Below are 22,620 nucleotides of genomic sequence, written 5' to 3'. Positions count from 1 at the left end.
CGATGAGTGAAGATATGAAAACAATAATGCTGGCCGATGATGATGAAGCCATTGTGGATGCCACAGTGCTGATGCTGGATATTATGGGCTATGCGGTAGTACAAACGATGGACGGAACGGAAATTCCGGCGATGGCGGCCGCCAGGCAGCCGGATCTGATTATGCTCGACATCTGGATGTCGGGCGTGGACGGGCGTAACATTTGCCGCATGCTAAAGGCCGACCCGGCTACACGCCAGATTCCTGTACTCATGATTTCGGCCAGCCGCGACATCGGCCAGTCGGCAATGGATGCAGGCGCCAATGATTTTATCGAAAAGCCCTTTGAAATGAGCCGCCTGCTGGACAAGGTAGAAGCTTTGCTGAACTGAATATCTTAAAGCGTCATTGCGAGGTACGGGCGCCATCTCTCTGCGTCCAATAAAGGCAAAGCGTTGAGAGATGGCGCCCGTACCGCACAATGACGCGCTTGTTATTGTTTTTGACTATTCATGTAATCATACACGCTAACCCCCCATCACTTCGCCTCCGGGGAAGCCTTCAAATTCCATATCTTTTCGGCTTTACGGCCTATAAACCAGAACGATACTGCCAGTACACTAAAAAACAGGGTGTGGGGGATGTGCTGCCATAAATACTCGAAGTATTTGGTATACAGAAAAATCAGCAAAAAGGTAATACCAAACTCGCGGGCAATAACATCGTTGGTTTTCAGGCCATACAGCAGGAAGCCTCCGGCTACGGCCAGGGCAATCAGTCCCCAGTAATACAGCGTAATCTGCCTGATCAGCAGCCATTGCTCCAGGTGGCCGTAATTACCGAATATACTGAGCAGCCACAGCGAGATAAACAGGTACACCAACCCTATCACATAAGTAAGCTCCCAAAAGTAAGCGAACCGCTTTTTACCCTTAAGCAGGTAAACAGCCGCTACCAGCACCATGCCGAACAATACAAACCGCAAAGGATAGTTCATCCCTAAAAAGTAATAGTTCCACTGCGTTTGATAACCGGTTTCGGTGCCAAACCAACTCCCTAAAGAAATAAGGGCGAACAGCCAGATGAGCCGCGAATTGAGCCGCCAGCCCAAAAAGCCGTACACAAATACGGAGAACAGAAACAGCAGCGAATAATGACCGGAGCCGTTATCAAAGGTTTTACCCAAATAGGCAATGCAGCAGGCCGTGAACAGGATGCCGATAAAGATGATAGCCTCGTTGGTGAACACCTGTTTAGGGTAACGCCGCTCGCGTACCCGCCCGGTATAAAAAAAGCCGGCTGCCGCCACGGCCGACAGGATGCTGATGATAATATCGGGGGTATAATATAACTGCTTCAGCCAGTTGAGTATCGTATCATTCACCAGCAGCGAGGCAAAGGCAATACCCCCGCACACCAGCGCAATCCAAAAGGAATACTTGGCCAGCCGCATCCAGTCGAACCCCCTGGTTTCATAAGAGTGGCGCATACCATCGGCCTGGGCAGCATCAATCAGCTGCTCGTTTTCCCAGTGAGAAATCAGGCGGTTGGCAAATTCGCTCTCCTGCTTATCCAGGTTAAGTTTGGGCATACGTTTTTTTAATCGGCCTGCTGCTGCGCAGCAGCACCAAATATAAGATATAATGCCTCCGAAAAAAATCTACCAAAATAATAGACTTTATGCAGAAGCCTTTATCTTTGTTAAACAACGAGTGTAGTTAATGCTTGTCAACATGAATCTCTTTAACTAAAATACACTACCATGAGTTTACGATTAGGCGACAAAGCCCCCAACTTTAAAGCAAAGACCTCGGAAGGGGAAATTGATTTTTATGAATACTTAGGCGATAGCTGGGGCGTGCTCTTCTCCCATCCTGCCGACTACACCCCGGTATGCACCACCGAGCTGGGCCGCACGGCCTCGTTAAAGGATGAGTTTGACAAGCGCAATGTAAAGGTGATTGCCCTGAGCGTGGATTCGGTAGAATCGCACCGGGGCTGGATCAATGATATTAATGAAACCCAGGGCGTGGAGGTAAACTTCCCGCTGATTGGCGACGAGAACCGCGAGGTGGCCGAGGCTTACGACATGATACACCCTAACGCCTCGGCAACGGCTACCGTGCGCTCGCTGTTTGTAATTGCACCGGATAAGACCATTAAACTAACCATCAGCTACCCGGCCTCTACCGGCCGTAACTTTCAGGAAATATTACGGGTGATTGATTCGCTGCAGCTCACCGCCAATTACAGCGTTTCCACCCCTGCCGACTGGAAGGACGGCGACCCGGTGGTAATTGCACCGGCCATCAAGAACGAGGACATTCCGGCTAAATTCCCGAAAGGCCACACCGAGGTAAAGCCTTACCTGCGCATGACACCGCAGCCGAATAAGTAAGGTTTATTAAGAATAAAGGCCCGGAGGTATACCTCCGGGCCTTTATTCTTATTTTATATTTTAGGTGTCATTTCGACCGCAGGGAGAAATCTTCTTCAAGAAGCCAGTCTGCGGCAGAAGATTTCTCCCTGCGGTCGAAATGACCAATTTAGAGAGGTCTTGTTTCCTGCTTCTTGCTTCTGTTTCCCTACTTCTCCGCCATCATCTTCTCCAGTGCAAACATTTCGTCGCGCAGCTTGGCGGCTTTCAGGAAGTCCATATCCTTGGCGGCGGCCATCATATCCTTGCGGGTATTGTCGATGGCCTTTTTGAGGTCGTTCTTGGTCATGTACTGTACAATGGGGTCGGCCGCAATGTTGATTTCCTCCTCCTCGATATAAGGCCGCTGCACGCCGCCCTTGAAATCCATTACCGACGTTTGCTCGATAATGGCCTCCCTGCTTTTGCCTACCGTTTTAGGGGTAATGCCGTGGTCGGTATTGTAGGCAATCTGCTTATCGCGGCGGCGGTTGGTTTCATCGATGGTAACCTGCATGCTCTCGGTCATTACGTCGGCGTACATAATTACCCGGCCGCGATCGTTACGGGCGGCACGGCCAATAGTTTGTATCAGCGAACGCTCGGAGCGCAGGAAACCCTCTTTATCGGCATCCAGAATGGCAACCAGCGATACCTCGGGTAAATCCAACCCCTCTCGCAGCAAGTTAATTCCGATCAATACATCAAACTCACCCAAACGCAGGCCGCGCAGAATCTCCACCCGGTCTAAGGTTTTTACTTCGGAGTGGATGTAGCGGCACTTGATGCCCAGGCGGTCCATGTATTTGGCCAGTTCCTCGCTCATGCGCTTGGTAAGGGTGGTTACCAGTACGCGGTCGCCCATTTTGATGGTTTTGTCCACCTCATCCAGCAAATCATCTACCTGGTTAATCACCGGGCGTATCTCAATCACCGGGTCCAGCAGGCCGGTTGGGCGTATTACCTGTTCGATAAACACACCGTCGCATTTTTCCATCTCGAAATCGCCGGGGGTGGCGCTTACATAAATGGTTTGCGGTGCCAGGCGTTCAAATTCCTGAAAGTTGAGCGGGCGGTTATCCATCGCCGCAGGCAGGCGGAAGCCATACTCCACCAGCGAGATCTTACGCGAGCGGTCGCCGCCATACATGGCGCGTACCTGTGGTACGGTTACGTGGCTCTCGTCAATCACCATCAGGTAATCATCCGGGAAATAATCCAGCAAGCAGAAAGGGCGCATCCCCGGCTGGCGGCCATCAAAAAAGCGCGAATAATTTTCGATACCGGAGCAATAGCCCAGCTCGCGTATCATTTCCAGATCATAATTCACCCGCTCCTCCAGCCGCTTAGCTTCGAGGAAACGCTTCTCATCGATAAACTGCTGCTTGCGGGTTTCCAGTTCTTCCTGAATGGCCCAGATAGATTTGGTAAACCTATCGCGCGGGGCCACGTACAGGTTGGCCGGGAACAGCACCATGTTCGGCATCTTCTCAATGGTTTTACCATTGGAAATGTCGAAGCTGCTCAACTCCTCGATATCATCGCCATAGAACGAAATGCGGTAGGCATAATCCAGGTAAGCCGGGTAAATATCCACCGTATCGCCTTTTACACGGAAGGTACCGCGCTTAAAATCGGCCGTGGTGCGCGAGTATAAAATCTCTACCAAACGGTGCAGAAAGGCATTGCGGGTAATGCGGGTACCCACCGCAAAGCGGAACACCGAGTTGGCGAAATCCTCGGGGTTACCCATACCGTAGATGCAGGAGATGGACGATACCACAATGACATCCCGCCGGCCGCTCATGAGGGCCGAGGTGGTACGCAGGCGCAGCTTTTCAATCTCGTCATTAATCTGCAGATCCTTTTCAATGTAGGTATTGCTGGAAGGGATAAACGCCTCCGGCTGGTAGTAATCATAGTAGGAAACAAAATAATTCACCGCGTTTTCGGGGAAGAACTGCTTAAACTCGCCGTATAGCTGGGCGGCCAGCGTTTTATTATGGCTCAGTACCAAGGTAGGCTTCTGCGTTTGCTCAATCACGTTGGCAATGGTAAACGTTTTGCCCGAGCCGGTTACCCCTAACAGCGTCTGGTAGTTTTCATTGGCTTTTACCCCCTGCACCAGCTGGCGGATGGCTTCGGGCTGGTCGCCGGAGGGAATGTAGGCTGAACTGAGTTTGAAATCCATAGTATAAATGGTGTATATTGAAACGCAAAACCGGGGCGCCTGTGTAGGCTGCCCTGCATTGCGGTGATGTGAATTATTTACTGCTGGCAGTGAAACGTTTAGCCGGGTTAAATAGTTTAAACAGGGCTGAGATTTACTTCAAATATACGCTAAAAAACTTAGTAACAAAAGTATGGTTTTTGTGCTGAACACCCTGAACACCGTAGCCAACCAGTACCTGGCCGAACTGCGCCATGTAGATACCCAGCAGGACCGCCCCCGCTTCCGCCGTAACCAGGAGCGCATTGGCGAGATACTGGCCTACGAGATCAGCAAGACGTTTACCTATGAGGCCGGCGAGGTGCAAACCCCGCTGGGCATTGCCGAGGTGAACCTGCCTGCCGGGCAGCCGGTGCTGGGCGTAATTTTGCGGGCCGGGCTGCCGCTGCATACCGGTATGCTTAACTTTTTCGACCAGGCCGACTCCACCTTTGTAACCGCCTACCGCAAGAGTCACAAAAAGACCGGCACCTTTACCATTAATGTAGACCACATTGCCACCGCCGACCTGACCGGCAAAACCTTCATCTTGTGCGATACCATGCTGGCCACCGGCCAGAGCGTAGTGCGCGTATGTAAAGAGCTATTGGCGCAATACGACCTGAAAGCCCTGCACATAGCCGCCATCATCGCCAGCACCGAAGGTGTGGAGCATGTAAAGGCAAATTTACCGAAAGCTCATTTATGGATTGGCGCTATAGATGAGGAAATGACCACACGGGCGTATATTGTACCGGGTTTGGGTGATGCGGGGGATTTGGCTTTTGGGGAGAAGGTGTGAGGAAGGAATGGTGCTTGCAGAGATGTTATAATTATATTTACGCAATGCAAACCTATCCTATCAAAATTTGGCCTAAAGATTTCAAGGAATGGCACGAGGATTCGCCTTTATTTCCAGTGCCTCAATTACCGAGCCCTCCAACTAAAAAGTCATTTGAGAAAATTCAGCCTAAATACATTATCCGTTTGTCAATATGTATATTCATTACTTGTATAATTCTTATTGGTATACTGTACGATTCACGTGAGCCTTTAGTGCCGACATCAATATGCTTATTAATAGTCGTGCTTATGCTTATCACACTTTTAATTCTAATTAATAAAGCAAAGCACATGAACTTAAAATTTGCTTATGAAGTAGAAAGCATATATAATATTGAAGTTTCGACATATAAAATAGCTCAATTGGAAGAATGGGATTACCTTTTTAATAAACTAAATTCTAAGTATAAACCCATTGCTCGTAAATGCCACATGACCTCCTTTACTAAATGCTTAACGCAGAAAGCCAACGTAGCAGAGATGAAACCGAATAGAGGCTATTGCGAAAGTTATTTTAGCGGATTTTTGAGTAAATACTTTTCTGAGTACATATATTGGGGGCTTGCATTACCTGTGGTTGACTACAATTATTTTCAGTTGTATCCTGATTTCTTACTTTATTTACCAAAACACAATCTACATGTAGCAATTGAAATAGATGAATATTATACTCAAATTGATAATACCCCTATACATTATTGCGATGACAATTTTCCATATACAAGAAAAGACGAAAATAACGAACGATATTATGCTAAAGCTCATTGGTTCGTTATCAGGTTTTCAGAGGATCAAGTAATCTTTACTCCAAATGAATGCTGCCAAGAAATTAATAAATTTATAAATGAAATTATTTATCCTGCTTCTATTGAATGTTTATACATAGAAAAGGATTTAGATATTAGTCGTCCGGTATGGACTTACTGTGGTGCTTTAAAACTTGCAAATGATAATGAGCGAGAAAAGGGTTTTGAATATATTCATTCAGTTAATCCATTTTATAATTCAAAAGGAAATTCTGTTTTAAAAAACGCCAAAGATTATGAAATGGATTATCAGATACATGATCGGTCAAAAAGCGAACAGTTCATATACCTTTTGGAAAGAACTATACCTATTGATTTTTCCCAGTATTTAGAGGCGTGGATTGTAGGTTATAAAAAAGAATATAAAGAAGATGACGAACTTCCATTTTAAAATTTAGGTAATCTTATAGCAGTTGGGACAAAAGCCTCGGAATTTACTTCGAGGCTTTTTTAATATCTGACTTTTCCGTCAAGTTCTTCGAAGTTTATAACTTCGAAGCCGTATGCATGTAGTCGATGACTCCCGTATACCGCCACAAACTTACACGCAGCACAATATTCTGCTGAGCTTATACACCTGTCCCAAACAATCATTATCATTGTTCATGCGCAAATCAATCCTCACACTGGTAGCATTAATGCTGTTACAGCTTGCCACCCAGGCACAAACGCAAACCGATAGTGGCAAAACCAAAACCGACAGCGTGAAAACCAAACCGCAAACTTACCTGCAGCTGTATTATGCGCTTACCAATACGGCGGGTACGCTGGGCGGCAAATCCAACCTTTCGCTGGAGCTGGGTAAGCAGTGGGATGTGTTCAGTTTGGGTTTGGACTTGGGTAAAACCACCTTTGAGCCCACCCACGGGCGCGATACCTCCATTTATGTGGAGATCAGGCCCAACCTCAATATCTTTCAGCAGGGGCGCTTTACCAATACGCTTACCATCGGGGCCGGTTATGTATTTGGCGCCAGCAATAATTTCTTAACGGAGCTTACTTCGGGTATCGAGTACAGCGCCAACAGCCATGTCCATCTCAATGCCAACTTCGGGCAGTTTTATTACAGCGGCAGGTACTCCGCTACAACGGCTACGTTTTTCGGGCTGTCGGCCTACTATTATTTCTCGCCCTACCGCAACCGCTCGTCCGTCATTAAACCGAGGTACTGATAAGATGGTACTTAACAACGATGTGGTTAACTATGAGTGTTTTAAACCTGACAACCGCATAATGCCCGCTTAACAGCCAATCACTTGCTTTGGGGTTTCCATTCATAACCCCACATGCAAAAACAACTACCCGCCCTTATGGCAGCCGCAGTATTCGCACTAACGGCCTGCAAAAAGAACCACAACGATGCGGCTCCTTTTACCTACCCGGATATGGCCGAAGCTGCCATCATAAACCCACCATCCCGTTAAACTGAAACAGGTGCGGCTTACAAACGATAACCTGCACTTTTTGGCGGTTTATCGCTTTTTATGGCATTTTATGATGCTGCAATGCGTACCATTCCGACATTATTCAATCATTTTACTGCATAAAAGAGGTGTTCACAAGCGTTCACGAGTGTTCACGCACGCGTGAACGTGAACACCTGCATAGCCAGAAACTTTCAACCTGATTTGGCCTTTTTGCGCCATGCCAGCGAGTGCTGGTTGTCTTCGAAAAGCAGTCCGGGCTGTTGCAGCCATTGCTCCATCCGGCTTGTCATCTGCTGCAGCTGCTCCTCATTCAGCTGGCTGATGGCGGTTTTTGATGGGTCTAAATGGCGGTACCACACATCCTGAAACAGCCAGTCCAGCACTGCCCGGTTAAAGCAGTGGTTATAGCGGATGGGCGCGGTAAATGTGGCCGGCAGCACCTCGTTCAACAACTGTTTATACCGGCTTATGGCCTCACTTTGCAGTTTCATATTCCCTTATTAACACATCAGGCACCTGCTTGTTGCCGATCCCCGTTTACCTGCTTACCTTTGCGCATGCCTTCTTCCCTCCCGCCCCCGGCCAGCCGTTACCGGCACCTCTTTTTTGATCTCGACCATACCCTGTGGGATTTTGACCGCAACGCCGAAGAAACCCTGCTGGAACTGTACAGCGTACACAGGCTGGAAGACCTGGGACTGCGCTCGGCCAAAGAATTTATTGCCGCTTATACCCGTCATAACCATCGCCTTTGGGCCGAATATCATAAGGGCATCATCACCAAGCAAACCCTGCGCGAAAGCCGCTTTCGGGATACGTTTCTGGAACTGGGCATAGCCCCCGAACTGATGCCGCTGGCCTTTGAGGATGATTATGTGCGCATTTGCCCTACCAAGTTGAACCTCTTTGCAGATGCACACAAGGTACTGGCTTACCTGAAAGAAAGATATACGCTGCACCTCATCTCCAACGGCTTTCGCGAGGCCACAACCTTAAAGGTGAGCAACACTGATATAGCGCAATACTTTAACCATATCATTATCAGCGAAGTAGTAGGCATCAATAAGCCTGACCCGGCCATATTTGAGCATGCCTTACAACTGGCGGGTGCGCAAAAGCACGAAAGCCTTATGATAGGCGATAGCCTGGAAGCCGATGTATACGGTGCATTGGCTTTCGGTATGGATGCCATTTATTTTAACCCCACCGGACTGGCGCAGCCCGCTGATGTGCCGGTGCAGATTACTGCTTTAAAAGATTTACTTTTACGGTTATGAACATTGCCGCCGAAAAGAAAAAGCTGGATGCTGCGCTGGATGAGTACCGCCGGCGGCTGGATATTATTGCAGATGAGCAATTTACACAAACACCGCCCAAAGGCGGCTGGTCATACGCTGAGGTATACAGCCACATCATGCAGGCCGATCTGGCTTCGGCCATTGCCATGCAGAAGTGTATGCAGGGCAACTGCCGGCCCAGCGGCAAAAAGCCCACATTAAAGGGTCGCCTGGTACTGTGGCTGGGCATGTTCCCGCCATTCAACCGGTACAAGGTTCCGGAAGCGGTGGCCGCCCGTATGCCTGTTCAAAAGATTGATAAGGAAGAAGCCCGTAACCTGATCATCAAATGCCGCAAGCGGATTGCCGGGTTGTTGCCGCAATTGGCTGATGCCGCTCCGCATTGTACCACCGCTCATCCGGCATTAGGGCATCTTAACGCCGCCCAGTGGCTCCGGTTCATCCGCATCCACACCGGGCACCATCTTAAACAGCTGAAAAGGATTGACAGGGAATTTAAGAGATTAAAGCAGTAATGGCCCACCTGCTTTTCATTTGCAGCAAAAACCAGTGGCGTAGCCCTACGGCCGAAGGTTTGTTTAAAAATCAGCAGTTGCATCAGGCCCGTTCGGCAGGCACCAGTGATAAGGCCCGTATAAAAGTAAGCCAGAAACTGCTGGATTGGGCGGATGAGGTATTTGTAATGGAACGCCGCCACCGGCAACTTCTACAGCAACGGTTCGCACTCCATAAGCCGGTGACTGTGCTGGACATTGAAGACGACTATCAGTTTAACGATCCGGAACTGATTGCCCTGCTGCAGGCAGCGCTGCAAGAATATTTACAGTAACCCCAACTACAGGGGCGTTTAAAATTTTGCGGCTACACAGGTAAGGATTCAAGTTAACGTCTTTTTGCTATATTCGACATTGACCTTACCTGTAATTTATGAAACTTCAACTTTATCTTTTAACAGTGGCAACGCTTCTGCTGGCTTCCTGCTCCCGCAGCTATTATGCACCGGCACTATTCAATAACGATGTATCCTATATGGCAAAACCAGCCTCGTTTGACAGCTCCCGGAACGCTGTATATGTTTCTGGCGGCGCAGGCTTTGGCCAGGGGGCCGATGGCGCAAATGATGCAGTTGGCTTTGGAACGCTCGATATATCAGCAGGGCACACTTTTAAGGGTGCCAACTTGGCTTATGGTGTATTTGGTTTTGCAGGCAGCATTGGCGGCAGTTATTCCGATAATACCAATTCCGGAAATACTTACAATAACCCAAACCGCCTCACTTCAGCCGGCTTTTATGGTGCCGGAGCCCGTTTCTCAGGAAATTTATATAAAAGGATTGGCAATGCCGATTTCAGGTTTATAGGATTGGAGGCCGTTTACAGTAAGGAACTGGGCAATTATGCTGCGTTCCGTAAGCAAGTGTATGGCCGTAATGAGGTGTATTCTTATACCAATACCCGCCTCTTTACCGCAGGACTCACCAGCGAGGTGATATGGCATAGCCATAATCACCTGGATCATCAATACGGTTTTCGCGGTTTTGCCGGGCGTACATTTGGCAGCTATAACCGGCCGTTAGACAATGAATATGACGGCGATACCCAACTTTTGCAAACTGTCTATCTTTCGGCCAGCTACTATATGCAGATTAAAAAAATATTCGGCACCGCCGAACTTTCAGCTACGCCAAGCGGGTTATACTGGTTCCCTGAGTTCAGGATAAGGATAGGTTACAGGTTCTGATTTAGAATATTTAATAGGCGCTCAAAAGTGATGATTGCATAAATAAAACAGCGTCAGCGGAGGTACTTGAAGCATGGTACAAGTTTTAGAAAGATAAATTTTCATATCTAATAGTGCTTTATTTTCCTAACACTTGTAAAAGCATAAATGCACAAGCCATACTGATGAACGTTTCTGCACCATGCTTCGAGTGCCTCAGCATGATAACGTAAGTTATATCTTGAACCAGTTCCTTAAAAACCACAAGTAATAAGCCAATGTATGATTACGCTGCCCTGAAAAAAGTATACCTATTTTTGCGGTGATGCTTGTTACTGAAACCTCCCTCCGCAACTTTACAAAAGATGTTTTCTTAGCTATGGGCTGCGCTGCCGAACATGCGCTGCTGGCCGCCGATATATTGCTGCGTGCCGATTTGCGGGGTATTGATTCGCACGGCGTAGCCCGCCTGATTGGCTATGTACGGCTATGGGAGAAACAACGCATCAATACCCGGCCCAACATCCGCATTGCGCATGAAACGCCAACTACGGCCACTGTAGACGGCGATGCCGGCTTAGGTTTGGTAGTGGCCCCCTATGCTATGCAGGTGGCTATGCAAAAAGCCCGGCAGTACGGCTCAGGCTGGGTGGCTGTACGTAACTCCAATCATTTCGGTATTGCAGGCTATCATGCCCTGCTGGCTGTTGAGCAGGATATGATCGGCATAGCCATGACCAACGCCAGCCCCTTAGTGGCTCCCACTTATTCTACAGAACGCTTGCTGGGCACCAACCCGGTATGCTATGCGTTCCCGGCCGGCAAATACCCGCCTGTGGTTATAGATATGGCTACCTCGGCCGCCGCTAATGGAAAACTGGAGATTGCCCAACGCGCCGGCCAACAGGTACCCGAAGGCTGGCTGCAGGATGCGCAGGGCAATAGTACCACCAACCCGCACGCTTTAAAAAGTGGCGGGGCTTTGCTGCCTTTAGGAAGCACCGCAGCACAAGGCAGCCATAAAGGTTTCGGTTTGGCCGCCATAGTGGATTTATTGAGCGGCGTACTGCCCGGCGCTAATTACGGCCCCTGGGTGCCGCCCTTCGTGGCCTTTTTAGACCCGGCTGCAAATGCACCCGGCCAGGGAATCGGGCATTTTATAGGTGCCATGCGGATAGACGGTTTCAGGCCGGCAGAAGAATTTAAGGCGCATATCGATAACTGGATTGAGCGGTTTAAAGCTGCCCGAACGATAGAGGCTGATCAGCATGTTATTATCCCCGGCGAACCTGAATTACAAGCCGAGCAGGAACGCCGGGCTAACGGTATTCCGCTGGCAGAGGCGGTGATGAATGATCTGAATGCGTTGGCTGATAAGTTTGGGTTGAGTAAGTTGAGTTAGCTTATGATTAGAAAGGCAGCATCTTGAGCAGTGTTATCCATAAATGCTTTTATAGCATCTGCATTCAAAATAAGTTTATTTGCTAATTTTTAAATTTGAAACGTTTCCAAATTTGAGCCAGATAATTTTAGGTGGTGCCCCTTTGAGGTGAACTAAATCAATAAAGTCGCTGTCAAAAGTTACGATAATAAATTCATTCTGATGCGCGTAACGCCATATCTCCCTATCATCCGCATTTTCTAAGCCTAACTGCCTTACTTGGGCTACATGCTGAAAGTTATTTGACAACAATGCCGGAATCTTGTAAGATATGTTCTGATCGAGAAGAATCTTCACGAAACGATCTTCAATTTATGCTCTTTATCAGCTGCATAAGCAAGGCATGCTTTAATTTGATCCTCATTCAATTCCGGAAAATCAGCAATAATTTCGTTGAAAGACATACCTTCAGCTAACCAACTCAATACATCATATACAGAGATACGGGTGCCTATTAAAACCGGCTTTCCAAAGCGCTTTTCAGGATTAATCTCAATATAATTTGCATATTTCCTGGCAGTTTCTTTTCACTAAGATACAAATTTAATAAGACGGTATGCCCCTGAATAACCGGCTCCAGCGAATTTTATGCAGGAAGGAGGCGTTATCATCCCAGCTCATCCACACAAATAGCGCCTTGCCTACAATATGATCTTCGGGAACAAATCCCCAATAACGCGAATCGGCCGAATCATGGCGGTTATCGCCCATCATCCAGTAGTAATTCATTTTAAACGTGTAATGGTTGGTTTTTTGCCCGTTTATGTAAACTTCATTACCGCGCTTTTCCAGCTTATTGCCCTCGTAAACCGTAATCGCCCGCTCATATACGGGCAAGGTAATGCTGTCTAATTTTACCGTCCAGCCCTTTTTAGGTATTAAAAGCGTACCATAATTATCGGCATTCCAGTTGGCGTAACGCTTGTTGCTAAAGTTACCATGATAATACTGGTTACTGTTGGGGAATACCAGTCCGCCCATTTCAGCGGTTTCTTTGGGGGCGATCAATGGTTTTACCTGCAGACCGGGGTACTGGCTCAAGGCCCGTGCAGATGATTTGGTCATGGTGTACACCGAGTAACGGCCCGGATCGTACTGCGAGGCTTCCAGATCTGTCAGCACCTGCGGATTTAAAGGTTGCTGCGAAGTATTTGCAATTTCATAATCAATCTGCTGGCCGGGCGCGTTAGGTGCAGCCTTGCCGTTCACGTATACCTGTGCATCACGCAGACTAAGCGTATCGCCGGGGCCGCCCTGGCAACGTTTAATATAATTTTCACGCTTATCCACCGGGCGCAGGTAAGGTGTATCGGCATCCATCGGATAATTAAATACCACTACATCACCCCGCTTTACCTCACTCAGGCCGGGCAGGCGGTAATAAGGCAGCTTAATACCATCCCAATAGGCCTTGGTGCCGGTTATGGGCATGGTATGGTGCGCAAAAGGAAATGCCACCGGCGTAATAGGCATACGTGCCCCATAGTTCAGTTTACTTACAAACAAAAAGTCGCCCACCAATAACGAACGCTCCATAGAGGGCGTGGGTATGGTATAAGCCTCAATAAACAGGGTACGTATCAGCGTAGCGGCCACTACAGCAAAAATAATGGCGTCTGTCCATTCACGTGCGGCACTCTTCTTCTTTTTGGGCACTGTATCGCCCCGCTTGTTCCAAAATTTCCAGTTCATATCAGCTATTATTCAGCTTTGCTTATCGTATTAAAATTAAACATATCGGTTACCGGGAAGCAACCTTTTTTTCCTATCACCCATTCGGCAGCCAGCACCGCACCTAAAGCAAAACCATTACGGTTGTGGGCGGTATGCTTAAATTCCAGGCTATCCACATCTGAATCATAAATTACAGTATGTGTGCCCGGTACATTCTCTATGCGGTGCGACTCAATCAGTAACTGCTCTGCCGGGATGGGTGCAGTTTCATCAGCTTCGGTACCGGTGTTCAACACATTTACCCAGCCCTGTTTGGCGCTGATGCCACCAAGTATGCCCTCAGCAATGGTAATGGCCGTACCGCTGGGCGAATCCAGCTTTTGGGTATGATGAATTTCCTCCACCTGTACGTCATAGTACGGGTAGTTGTTCATCAGTTTAGCCAGCAGCTTGTTTACATGAAAAAAGATGTTTACGCCCACGCTGTAATTGGTGCCGTATACCAGGGCGGTTTTGCCATCAGCATATAACTGCTGCACTTCGGGCAAATGCTCATACCAGCCGGTGGTACCTGCAATTACGGGTATACCTGCCTCGTGGCATTGTTTGATATTGGCCAAAGCGGTATGAGGCGTACTAAACTCAATGGCTGCATCTGCCTTTTGCAGATTTTCCGTGGTTAGTTCATACACATTATCCCGGTCAATTTTCAATACAATTTCGTGCCGGCGGCTCAGGGCAATGGCTTCAATAATTTTGCCCATTTTACCATAGCCTAACAATGCGATCTTCATTTCAGCGTAAGGGTAACTTTTAACGTAGGGGTAAAGGTAGCAATATTATTAGATGCAAACAGGGGTTGCGCCAGCACGGCAGGTGTTACCTTAATACTGAAATTATTATCCATAGAATAGGAATGGATAAACTTAGCCTGAATATAAGCATCAATTACATTTACCCCCCAAACGGCTGCCAGACCTAATATACATAGCTGATAGTTACGCGACTGCCCGTTGGCAGCGGTTTCAAAAACTGAGTAACCCCCGGTTACCGCACGATATTTGGAGTGGTTGGTATACGAGGTATCGCCATTGCGGCGGGCAACAGCTTCGCGTGAATATTCTTTGTACAGTTTATAATTAGACACGGTAAAATAACCCAAAGTGCCCAATCCGCCATAAATTAATGGCACTTTCCACCACTGCTTATTATACACCTGCCCCCATCCGGGTATTTTTAATGAGCGCATTACTGCCGTGTGCGGCGAGTGCGTGCTATCGGGATGATATACCTTTTCTGTTTTGGCCTTAGGCACAAAGGGTTTCGAGGTCAGTGAATCTTGCCGCCGGTTTTGCAGATCGGTTTGGTTTTTAATCTTAACCGTGTCGGGGCGTTGTGCAAAAACTGCCGTGCAAAGCAGGGCAGCCATCAAGGTAAAAAACAGTTTGTACATCAGGTTACCAGTCCAGCATTTCTAATATCCGGTTCAGGTCATCTTCAGACAGGAATGGAATCTCGATGCTGCCCTTCCCCTCGTTGTTCACCTTCAGCTTTACCTGTGTGCTGAACTTGGAGGCCAGATCATCCTGAATTTTACGGATATGATGCGATACTTGTGGTAACGGCTGATTTTGCTTTTTATGCGGAACCGACTGTAAATTACGCACCATTTCCTCCACTTTACGTACCGAAAGCCCCTGTTGCAGAATCAGCTGGTGTAAATGCAGTTGTATGGTAGGGTCATCCACCGTAATCAGCGCCCGGGCATGGCCCATACTGATGTTGCCATCGCGTATGGAAGCCTGTATCATAGGGGGCAGCTTCAGCAACCGCAGGTAATTGGTAATTGTAGACCGGTTCTTGCTCACCCGCTCGCCCAATTGCTCCTGCTTCAGGTTGCACTCATCCAGCATCCGCTGAAAGCTGAGGGCAACCTCTATGGCGTTCAGGTTCTCGCGTTGTATGTTCTCAATCAGCGCCATTTCCAGCATCTGCTGGTCATTAGCGGTACGCACATAGGCAGGTATCTGCTTCAGGCCAGCCAGCTTTGAAGCCCGTAAACGGCGCTCGCCCGATATTAACTGATAGCTGTGGGCACCTACCCGGCGTACCGTAATGGGTTGTATCAGGCCTTGCAGCATAATGGAGTCGGCCAGTTCCTTCAGGGCATCCTCGTCAAAATCGGTACGGGGCTGGTAAGGGTTCACCTTAATTTCATCAATCCTGATCTCATTTACCGATCCCAGGTTACCGGCTTCGCTTACCTGGGCCTGGTTATGGTTATTGTTTTTCGGCGATGGCATCAGCGTGGCCGAATCATCCAGCAGGGCGCTTAACCCCTTTCCTAAGCCTCTTTTCTTCTCTACGCTCATCGGGAATGCTAAACGGTTACGGTATCAGGCTCGCTGTTCTGCGGCACCATGTTATTCTTGCGCACAATTTCACGAGCCAGGTTTAAGTAATTTATGGCTCCCTTACAGTTGGCATCGTGCATAATTACCGATACCCCAAAGCTTGGCGCCTCGCTTAACCTGGTATTGCGCTGTATAATGGTATCAAACACCAGGTCTTCAAAATGGGTACGCACCTCTTCTACCACCTGGTTTGAAAGGCGCAGGCGCACATCATACATGGTAAGCAGTATACCCTCAATATCCAGCTGCGGGTTCAGGCGGTTTTGCACAATCTTGATGGTATTCAATAATTTACCTAAACCCTCCAAAGCGAAATATTCGCATTGCACCGGTATGATTACTGAATTGGCTGCCGTAAGGGCATTAATGGTAATTAAACCCAATGACGGGGAGCAATCAATGATGACAAAATCATAATCATCCTTCACCTTACCCAGCACGCTGCGCATTTTATATTCGCGGTCGGTAAGGTTGATCATTTCTATTTCGGCGCCCACCAGGTCAATATGCGCAGGCAACAGATCCAGATTTGGCGTTTCTGTTTTTTGTATCGCCTCGCTGGGGTCAATTTCGTTGATGATGCACTCGTAAATACTATTTTTGATGGTACGCGGATCGAACCCGATACCAGAGGTGGAATTGGCCTGCGGGTCGGCATCTACCAGCAGGGTTTTATATTCAAGCACGGCTAAACTTGCAGCCAGGTTTATGGATGAGGTTGTTTTTCCTACACCGCCCTTTTGGTTAGCCAACGCAATTATCTTACTCATTCTTTAGTTTCCTGATTTGTTACAACACTTTGATTTAACCATGAAAGAAAGCCATTACAAATTAGCTACTTTCGCCGGTGGTATTAACCGCGTTAAAGATACGAATTAAAACTATTGGGTAATTCACAGCTTTTGCTAACTTATACACACTATGCACAGCGTTACCATTATTTCAGGCACCAACCGCGAAGGCAGTTCCACCCTTAAGGTAGCACAATATTACCAGCGCCAACTGGCACAAAAAGGGCTTGCCGCTAACCTGTTTAGTTTAACTGATCTGCCTGCCAACTTATTGCAAACCGACCTGTACGGAAAGCGCAGCGAAGCCTTTGCGCCCATACAGCAGCTGATCACCGGAACACAAAAGTTTCTGTTCGTGATACCTGAATATAACGGCAGCTTTCCGGGTGTGCTGAAAGCGTTTGTAGACTGCTGCGATTTTCCAGGCAGCTTTTATGATAAGAAGGCCGCGCTGGTGGGTTTAGCTTCGGGCAAGTACGGCAACATCCGGGGTATTGATCATTTTACCGGAGTATGCCATTATCTCAACCTGCATGTAATGCCGTTGAAAATACATCTTACCTCCATACGCAAAGAGCTGAATGCAGAAGGCAACCTGTTTGAGCCGGACACCGTAAAATTTACAGATGAGCAGATGGATAGATTTATCCGCTTTTAAAAAACCGGCTTATGTAAAGATTTATTTTTTGTTCCTAAAAGTGATAGTATATTAGCAGGCAATATTACTTCACTATTCAATCCTTATCATGAAACACTTTTACGTATGGCTGATGCTTTGCTGTCCGTTTTTTTGCATTGCACAAAGCAATTACAAGCCCGGCGCTATTGTTACTTTAAAAGGCGATACCGTCAAAGGCTATATTGATTATCAGGAATGGGAGGCTAATCCAAAATCTGTTAATTTTAAAACCTCCCTAACCTCCGTTACCAGGCCGGCACGTTACTTTCCGCAAGATATTCGCTTTTTCAAGGTGAATGATCTGGAGGATTATCAAAGCTATAGCGGCCGCATCAGCATGGACGATACCAATATTCAACACCTTACCAGAGAAAAGGATACTTCCAGCACTATAGCTAATATTTTTTTAAAGCAACTGGCCACAGGGCCGGCAGTTAATTTTTACAGTTATACCGATTATAAAAAAACCCGGTATTTTATACAGCAGTCCGGTCAGCCCGAGCCTAAAGAGCTGGTTTTTCGCGTATACATCTCCACTACGTCCATGACCTCAACTGTGTATGACAATGGCTACATGCAACAGCTTTACCTGATTGCCGAAAGCCAGAATAGAGCCACAGACCAGTTAAAGAACCAGATTGAACATACTGATTATCGTGCAGACTATCTTCTGAGGATTATAAATATCTTAAACGGAGCCAGCAACCAACCTGTAAAACGCGCTAAAAACGCACCTAAGCCCTTCAAACTTTATGCCGGGGTGGGAGCTAACGTTTCATTCTATGATGCTTTTGGGCATTATAAAGATTTAGGAGGTGGCCAGCATACTTCGGTGCTTCCTAAAGCAACTGTTGGTGTTTTACTATTCGTCAATCCGAACACCCAGCGTACAGCATTCAGGGTAGAAGGTTCTATTGCATCCGGACATTATAAATCCGCCTATTCTTACTATTCAACAACTGACATTGAGCCACATGCAGTTGATTTCAACCAACTCACCTACTCGCTAACACCACAGGTAACATACAATATATATAATGCCAAAGACTTCAAATTTTACGCAGGGGCGGGTATAGGCTTTAATTTTTATTCTTTTAAAGACAATGCACTGCGCAATACACTATTGTTCATCTATGGAAATTATGACACAGCAGCCATCTTGAGAACCGGTTTTATTTTGAATGAACATATCAATATCGACTTTCAATACCTTACGAAGACGACCTTAACAAGAAACGATTTGTATGGTATACAAGTAGGCGCTATACAATTAGGCGTAAACTATATATTCGGTAAATAGGGATATAGCAGCCTGTTGATCAGCAAACAAATGAGGTAACCGTAAGTTAAAGAAATAAGCTATTTGCAATTCTTTAACTTATGAAAGCTTATATACACTTCTCCATATTTACTGCCTTACTGGCACAGGCCGCCTGCACCCGGCACAAGCCCGACCCGGCCAGGGCTGATGAGGTAACCAACAGCAGCAACCAGCAGGTAAACCTGCCTGCGCCTTATGCTACCAAATCTGCCACCAACTATGCAAAGGTAGTAGGCTGGCCGCAAGGTGTTACGCCAAAAGCGCCAGCGGGTTTTACGGTTAGCCAATTTGCCGGGGCATTGGATAACCCACGGAATATCTATGTGGCGCCTAACGGCGATGTATTTGTATCGCAGGCTACCACCGAGCAAAAGGGCATTAAGAATGTGGGGGCCAAAATAACCGGTGCAGCCCACTCTGAAAATGTAGGCAAAAGCCCTAACAATATTATTCTGCTGCGTGATACTAATGGCGATGGGCAACCGGATGTAAAAACCGTGTTCTTAACCGGCCTGAACCAACCTTTCGGGATGCTGGTAGCGGGTAATTACTTTTATGTAGCCAACACCAACGGTTTGCTGCGCTACCCTTACACCACCGGGCAAACCAAAATCTCTACAGCGGGTACACCGATTCTTAATTTACCCGCGGGTGGTTACAATAACCACTGGACCCGCAACCTGCATCTCAGCCCTGATGGCAAACGCATATTTGTAACCGTAGGTTCGGGCAGTAATGCAGGCGAACATGGCATGGAAAATGAAATACGCCGCGCCAATGTACTGGTAATAGATTTGAACGGCAAAGGCGAACAAGTTTACGGCAGCGGGATGCGCAACCCGGTAGGCATTGATTTTTATCCGGGCACGAATACGCTTTGGGCAGCTGTAAACGAGCGCGACCGTTTAGGTGATGAACTGGTGCCCGACTACCTGACCAGTGTAAAGCAGGGCGGCTTTTACGGCTGGCCGTACAGCTACTGGGGCCAGCACGAAGACCCGCGCATAGCCGAAGATAAAAAATTAAAACTCCGCCCCGATCTGGTTAAGAAAGCTATTGTGCCTGACGTGGCTTTAGGCGCACATACCGCCTCATTAGGTTTGGCCTTTTACAATAAGCAGGCCTTTCCAAAACCGTATCAGGATGGCGCGTACATTGGCCAGCATGGCTCCTGGAACCGCTCCAAATTATCGGGCTATAAAGTGATGTTTGTGCCTTTTGCCAATGGTAAACCCAGCGGTAAACCACAGGACTTTTTAACCGGCTTTATGGCCGACAGCGCCAAACAGGAAGTGCATGGCCGCCCGGTGATGATTGCGGTGGCTAAAGATGGCGCCCTGCTGGTGGCAGATGACTCGGGCAACAGCATCTGGCGCGTAAGTGCTTCCAGGTAACCGCAGTACATATTGTATCATCATTGCAACTGCATGTATCGTAATTCTTATATCAGGCACGGCTTGCTGTGCCTTTTCTTATTTATCAGCATCAGCTTAAATGCACAAGTTCAAAATCAACATAAATCAACCCGGCGTGATACGGTAACGCAACTGCCACCGGTAACCATACGCGCTTACCTGTCGGAACAGCCGGCTTTGAGTGTTCCTGCTTCGATAGGCATCATTAATGCAGAGCAGTTGAAACTGCAGAATCCATCCACCCTGGTTCCGGCATTAAATACGGTACCCGGTGTGCGTATGGAGGAGCGTACGCCGGGCAGCTACCGCCTGTCTATCCGCGGCAGTTTATTGCGCTCGCCTTTTGGTATCCGCAATGTAAAGGTATACATGGATGATCTGCCCTTTACGGATGCAGGCGGCAATACTTACCTGAATATACTCGATTTTAACAGCATCCGGCATATTGAGATTTTGAAAGGGCCGGATGGCAGCTTATTCGGGGCCAATTCCGGCGGGGTGGTTTTGTTACAACCCATCAGCAGGCAGGATACCGGGAATTATGCCCTTGCAGGCATCAATGCCGGCGCTTACGGCTTAATGCATGAGAGCGCAATGGTTCAGCAACAGGTGCAGAAACATTCGGTCAACGTCAGTCAGGCTTATCAAAGCTATGATGGCTACCGCGATCACAGTTACATGCAGCGCAATTACTTTCAGGCTATTGACAGGTGGCAGTATTCACCCAAAAACCAGTTGCGTGTTATTACTCTGTATTCCGATCTGAAATATCAAACGCCTGGCGGCTTAACCCTGAGCCAGTTCGAAGCCAACCCGCGTGCTGCCCGCCAGCCTGCCGGTGCCATACCCGGCGCCATACAGCAGCAGATACAGGTAAACACTCAAATAACCTATGGTGGCGCAGTGAACGACTGGCAGCTAACCGACCGCCTCAAAAATACCACAGCCGTTTATGGCTCTTATGTTGATTTCAGTAATCCCTTTATCACCAATTATGAGCAGCGGTACGAGGGTACTTACGGCCTGCGCAGTTATTTTACCTATACCCAAAGCCAGCAGCGCAACTTCAGGTGGACGGCCAACGCTGGTTTGGAGTGGCAGCAAACCAATGCACACATCAACAATTACGGCAACCGTGCGGGTATACGCGATACCACCCAGGCAAAGGACGATGTGAATGCTAATCAGCACTTTTTTTTTGTACGCTATAGTGCTGATGTTTACCAACGGTGGCATCTCGAAACTGCCTTAAGCCTCAATTACTACCGTTTTGATTTCAGGAACATTTATCCGCTCAATCAGCCCGGTTTTACCCGCCGCAGCTTTAGTCCGCAACTGATGCCCCGGCTGGCACTATCCTACCAGATCACCCAAAACTTTATCTGGCGGGCTTCGGTAAGCCGGGGCTATTCGCCGCCGGCCATAGCCGAAGTGCGGCCCACAAGCAATGTAGTAAATACCCTGCTGCAACCCGAAAGCGGCTGGAATTATGAAACCGGTTTCCGGTTGCGCAGCCGCGATGAAAGCCTGCAACTGGATGCCTCTGTGTTTTACTACCGGCTGCAAAATTCCATTGTACGCCGGTTGAACGCCAACGATACAGAGTATTACCTGAACGCAGGCGGAACCCGCCAGCCGGGACTGGAAGCCAGCCTTAGCTGGTGGGTGATCAAACGCAATCCAACCCATTTCGTGCGTGGCCTGCAACTGAACGAAAGCTATACATTAAGCAATTTTAAATTCAGGGATTATCAGGTAACTACTGTCAGCTACTCAGGCAACCGGCTTACGGGGGTGCCGCGGCAGGTATCGGTAAGCAGTGCACAGGTGCTGCTGCCTGCGCAGTTGTATGCCTTTGTACAGTACAATGCCACCTCACGCATTCCGCTGAATGATGCCAATAGCATTTATGCAGCCGCTTACCACCTATTGCAGGCCAAAGCAGGCTGGCAGCATCAGCTTACCGCTAAAATGATATTGGAACTCTATGCCGGCGCCGATAACCTGCTGAATGAACATTACAGCTTAGGTAATGACCTCAACGCCACCGGCAACCGCTATTTTAATGCTGCCCCTTTGCGAAACTTCTATGGCGGTATGAGCGTGCGGTTTTAAGGTAGAGACATTTGTAATGTTTGAAAAAGTCTGGACTGCCATTGCCGGGCTGAGGCACTCGAAGCACGGCAGC

25 protein-coding genes are annotated in these 22,620 nt (G+C 47.9%); 15 read left to right on the top strand and 10 right to left on the bottom strand.

What is annotated here, in order from left to right; all coding sequences use genetic code 11:
• The first annotated feature begins 2 nt into the window (after positions 1-2).
• Entirely contained in the window at positions 3-371 is a 369-nt protein-coding gene (locus ACY652_RS11245; RefSeq protein ID WP_462264469.1) for a response regulator transcription factor, read from the top strand.
• 146 nt (positions 372-517) lie between these two features.
• Here ACY652_RS11245 and ACY652_RS11240 read toward each other — a convergent pair whose 3' ends face one another.
• A complete protein-coding gene (locus ACY652_RS11240; RefSeq protein WP_462264468.1) occupies positions 518-1,570 on the bottom strand; it encodes a DUF2157 domain-containing protein in 1,053 nt (350 codons plus the stop codon).
• A gap of 171 nt (positions 1,571-1,741) precedes the next feature.
• Between ACY652_RS11240 and ACY652_RS11235 the strand changes: the two genes are divergently transcribed.
• Positions 1,742-2,377, top strand: a complete 636-nt coding sequence (locus ACY652_RS11235) for a peroxiredoxin (RefSeq protein ID WP_462264467.1) — start codon at positions 1,742-1,744, stop codon at positions 2,375-2,377.
• Positions 2,378-2,564: 187 nt separating this feature from the next.
• On the opposite strand, the gene uvrB is transcribed toward ACY652_RS11235, so the two are convergent.
• Entirely contained in the window at positions 2,565-4,586 is a 2,022-nt protein-coding gene (uvrB, locus tag ACY652_RS11230) for an excinuclease ABC subunit UvrB (protein ID WP_462264466.1), read from the bottom strand.
• A 172-nt stretch (positions 4,587-4,758) separates the two neighbouring features.
• On the opposite strand from uvrB, the gene upp reads away from it, so the two are divergent.
• The 4 genes from upp to ACY652_RS11210 all read left to right on the top strand — a co-directional run bounded on the left by upp (position 4,759) and on the right by ACY652_RS11210 (position 7,677).
• The gene (gene upp, locus ACY652_RS11225) at positions 4,759-5,406 is read left to right on the top strand and encodes a uracil phosphoribosyltransferase (RefSeq protein ID WP_462264465.1); all 648 of its coding nucleotides are present in this window, start codon (positions 4,759-4,761) and stop codon (positions 5,404-5,406) included.
• A gap of 332 nt (positions 5,407-5,738) precedes the next feature.
• Positions 5,739-6,644: a PDDEXK family nuclease gene (locus tag ACY652_RS11220; RefSeq protein ID WP_462264464.1), complete on the top strand. Its 906-nt coding sequence runs from the start codon at positions 5,739-5,741 to the stop codon at positions 6,642-6,644.
• Positions 6,645-6,858: 214 nt separating this feature from the next.
• Positions 6,859-7,425, top strand: a complete 567-nt coding sequence (locus ACY652_RS11215; protein ID WP_462264463.1) for a hypothetical protein — start codon at positions 6,859-6,861, stop codon at positions 7,423-7,425.
• A 114-nt stretch (positions 7,426-7,539) separates the two neighbouring features.
• Positions 7,540-7,677, top strand: coding sequence for a hypothetical protein (locus ACY652_RS11210; protein ID WP_462264462.1), 138 nt, complete (start codon positions 7,540-7,542; stop codon positions 7,675-7,677).
• 194 nt (positions 7,678-7,871) lie between these two features.
• Here ACY652_RS11210 and ACY652_RS11205 read toward each other — a convergent pair whose 3' ends face one another.
• Entirely contained in the window at positions 7,872-8,171 is a 300-nt protein-coding gene (locus ACY652_RS11205; RefSeq protein WP_462264461.1) for a hypothetical protein, read from the bottom strand.
• 66 nt (positions 8,172-8,237) lie between these two features.
• On the opposite strand from ACY652_RS11205, the gene ACY652_RS11200 reads away from it, so the two are divergent.
• The 5 genes from ACY652_RS11200 to ACY652_RS11180 all read left to right on the top strand — a co-directional run bounded on the left by ACY652_RS11200 (position 8,238) and on the right by ACY652_RS11180 (position 12,099).
• Positions 8,238-8,957, top strand: coding sequence for a YjjG family noncanonical pyrimidine nucleotidase (locus tag ACY652_RS11200; RefSeq protein ID WP_462264460.1), 720 nt, complete (start codon positions 8,238-8,240; stop codon positions 8,955-8,957).
• Positions 8,954-9,493, top strand: coding sequence for a DinB family protein (locus tag ACY652_RS11195; protein WP_462264459.1), 540 nt, complete (start codon positions 8,954-8,956; stop codon positions 9,491-9,493). The genes ACY652_RS11200 and ACY652_RS11195 overlap by 4 nt, the downstream gene beginning before the upstream one ends.
• Positions 9,493-9,807 carry a low molecular weight protein tyrosine phosphatase family protein gene (locus ACY652_RS11190; protein ID WP_462264458.1) on the top strand — a complete coding sequence of 105 codons (315 nt, stop codon included), beginning with the start codon at positions 9,493-9,495 and terminating at the stop codon, positions 9,805-9,807. Before ACY652_RS11195 ends, ACY652_RS11190 begins: the two co-directional genes overlap by 1 nt.
• A gap of 125 nt (positions 9,808-9,932) precedes the next feature.
• The gene (locus ACY652_RS11185; protein ID WP_462264457.1) at positions 9,933-10,718 is read left to right on the top strand and encodes a hypothetical protein; all 786 of its coding nucleotides are present in this window, start codon (positions 9,933-9,935) and stop codon (positions 10,716-10,718) included.
• A 304-nt stretch (positions 10,719-11,022) separates the two neighbouring features.
• On the top strand, positions 11,023-12,099 hold the full coding sequence (locus ACY652_RS11180) for an Ldh family oxidoreductase (protein WP_462264456.1): 1,077 nt from the start codon (positions 11,023-11,025) through the stop codon (positions 12,097-12,099).
• A gap of 75 nt (positions 12,100-12,174) precedes the next feature.
• Here ACY652_RS11180 and ACY652_RS11175 read toward each other — a convergent pair whose 3' ends face one another.
• Genes ACY652_RS11175 through ACY652_RS11145 form a run of 7 tightly spaced genes read right to left on the bottom strand, consistent with a single transcriptional unit; the run spans position 12,175 to position 16,996 of the window.
• Positions 12,175-12,435 carry a DUF5615 family PIN-like protein gene (locus ACY652_RS11175; RefSeq protein ID WP_462264455.1) on the bottom strand — a complete coding sequence of 87 codons (261 nt, stop codon included), beginning with the start codon at positions 12,433-12,435 and terminating at the stop codon, positions 12,175-12,177.
• Positions 12,432-12,629, bottom strand: coding sequence for a DUF433 domain-containing protein (locus ACY652_RS11170; protein WP_462268246.1), 198 nt, complete (start codon positions 12,627-12,629; stop codon positions 12,432-12,434). Before ACY652_RS11170 ends, ACY652_RS11175 begins: the two co-directional genes overlap by 4 nt.
• A gap of 52 nt (positions 12,630-12,681) precedes the next feature.
• On the bottom strand, positions 12,682-13,830 hold the full coding sequence (gene lepB, locus ACY652_RS11165; RefSeq protein ID WP_462264454.1) for a signal peptidase I: 1,149 nt from the start codon (positions 13,828-13,830) through the stop codon (positions 12,682-12,684).
• A gap of 8 nt (positions 13,831-13,838) precedes the next feature.
• Entirely contained in the window at positions 13,839-14,606 is a 768-nt protein-coding gene (gene dapB, locus ACY652_RS11160) for a 4-hydroxy-tetrahydrodipicolinate reductase (protein WP_462264453.1), read from the bottom strand.
• Positions 14,603-15,265 carry a DUF5683 domain-containing protein gene (locus tag ACY652_RS11155; protein WP_462264452.1) on the bottom strand — a complete coding sequence of 221 codons (663 nt, stop codon included), beginning with the start codon at positions 15,263-15,265 and terminating at the stop codon, positions 14,603-14,605. The genes dapB and ACY652_RS11155 overlap by 4 nt, the downstream gene beginning before the upstream one ends.
• A 4-nt stretch (positions 15,266-15,269) precedes the next feature.
• The gene (locus ACY652_RS11150; RefSeq protein WP_462264451.1) at positions 15,270-16,184 is read right to left on the bottom strand and encodes a ParB/RepB/Spo0J family partition protein; all 915 of its coding nucleotides are present in this window, start codon (positions 16,182-16,184) and stop codon (positions 15,270-15,272) included.
• Between the two features lie 8 nt (positions 16,185-16,192).
• On the bottom strand, positions 16,193-16,996 hold the full coding sequence (locus ACY652_RS11145; protein WP_462264450.1) for a ParA family protein: 804 nt from the start codon (positions 16,994-16,996) through the stop codon (positions 16,193-16,195).
• Between the two features lie 151 nt (positions 16,997-17,147).
• Between ACY652_RS11145 and ACY652_RS11140 the strand changes: the two genes are divergently transcribed.
• The 4 genes from ACY652_RS11140 to ACY652_RS11125 all read left to right on the top strand — a co-directional run bounded on the left by ACY652_RS11140 (position 17,148) and on the right by ACY652_RS11125 (position 22,547).
• Positions 17,148-17,675 carry an NADPH-dependent FMN reductase gene (locus ACY652_RS11140; RefSeq protein ID WP_462264449.1) on the top strand — a complete coding sequence of 176 codons (528 nt, stop codon included), beginning with the start codon at positions 17,148-17,150 and terminating at the stop codon, positions 17,673-17,675.
• 88 nt (positions 17,676-17,763) lie between these two features.
• Positions 17,764-18,996, top strand: a complete 1,233-nt coding sequence (locus ACY652_RS11135; protein WP_462264448.1) for an outer membrane beta-barrel protein — start codon at positions 17,764-17,766, stop codon at positions 18,994-18,996.
• An 80-nt stretch (positions 18,997-19,076) separates the two neighbouring features.
• The gene (locus ACY652_RS11130; protein WP_462264447.1) at positions 19,077-20,411 is read left to right on the top strand and encodes a PQQ-dependent sugar dehydrogenase; all 1,335 of its coding nucleotides are present in this window, start codon (positions 19,077-19,079) and stop codon (positions 20,409-20,411) included.
• A 33-nt stretch (positions 20,412-20,444) separates the two neighbouring features.
• Positions 20,445-22,547, top strand: coding sequence for a TonB-dependent receptor (locus tag ACY652_RS11125; RefSeq protein ID WP_462264446.1), 2,103 nt, complete (start codon positions 20,445-20,447; stop codon positions 22,545-22,547).
• Positions 22,548-22,620 lie beyond the last annotated feature (73 nt).

The organism is Mucilaginibacter sp., assembly GCF_965200995.1.
GTDB lineage: Bacteria > Bacteroidota > Bacteroidia > Sphingobacteriales > Sphingobacteriaceae > Mucilaginibacter.
The sequence above is the reverse complement of the archived record's forward strand: the minus strand, read 5'-3'. Positions and strand labels throughout refer to the sequence as shown.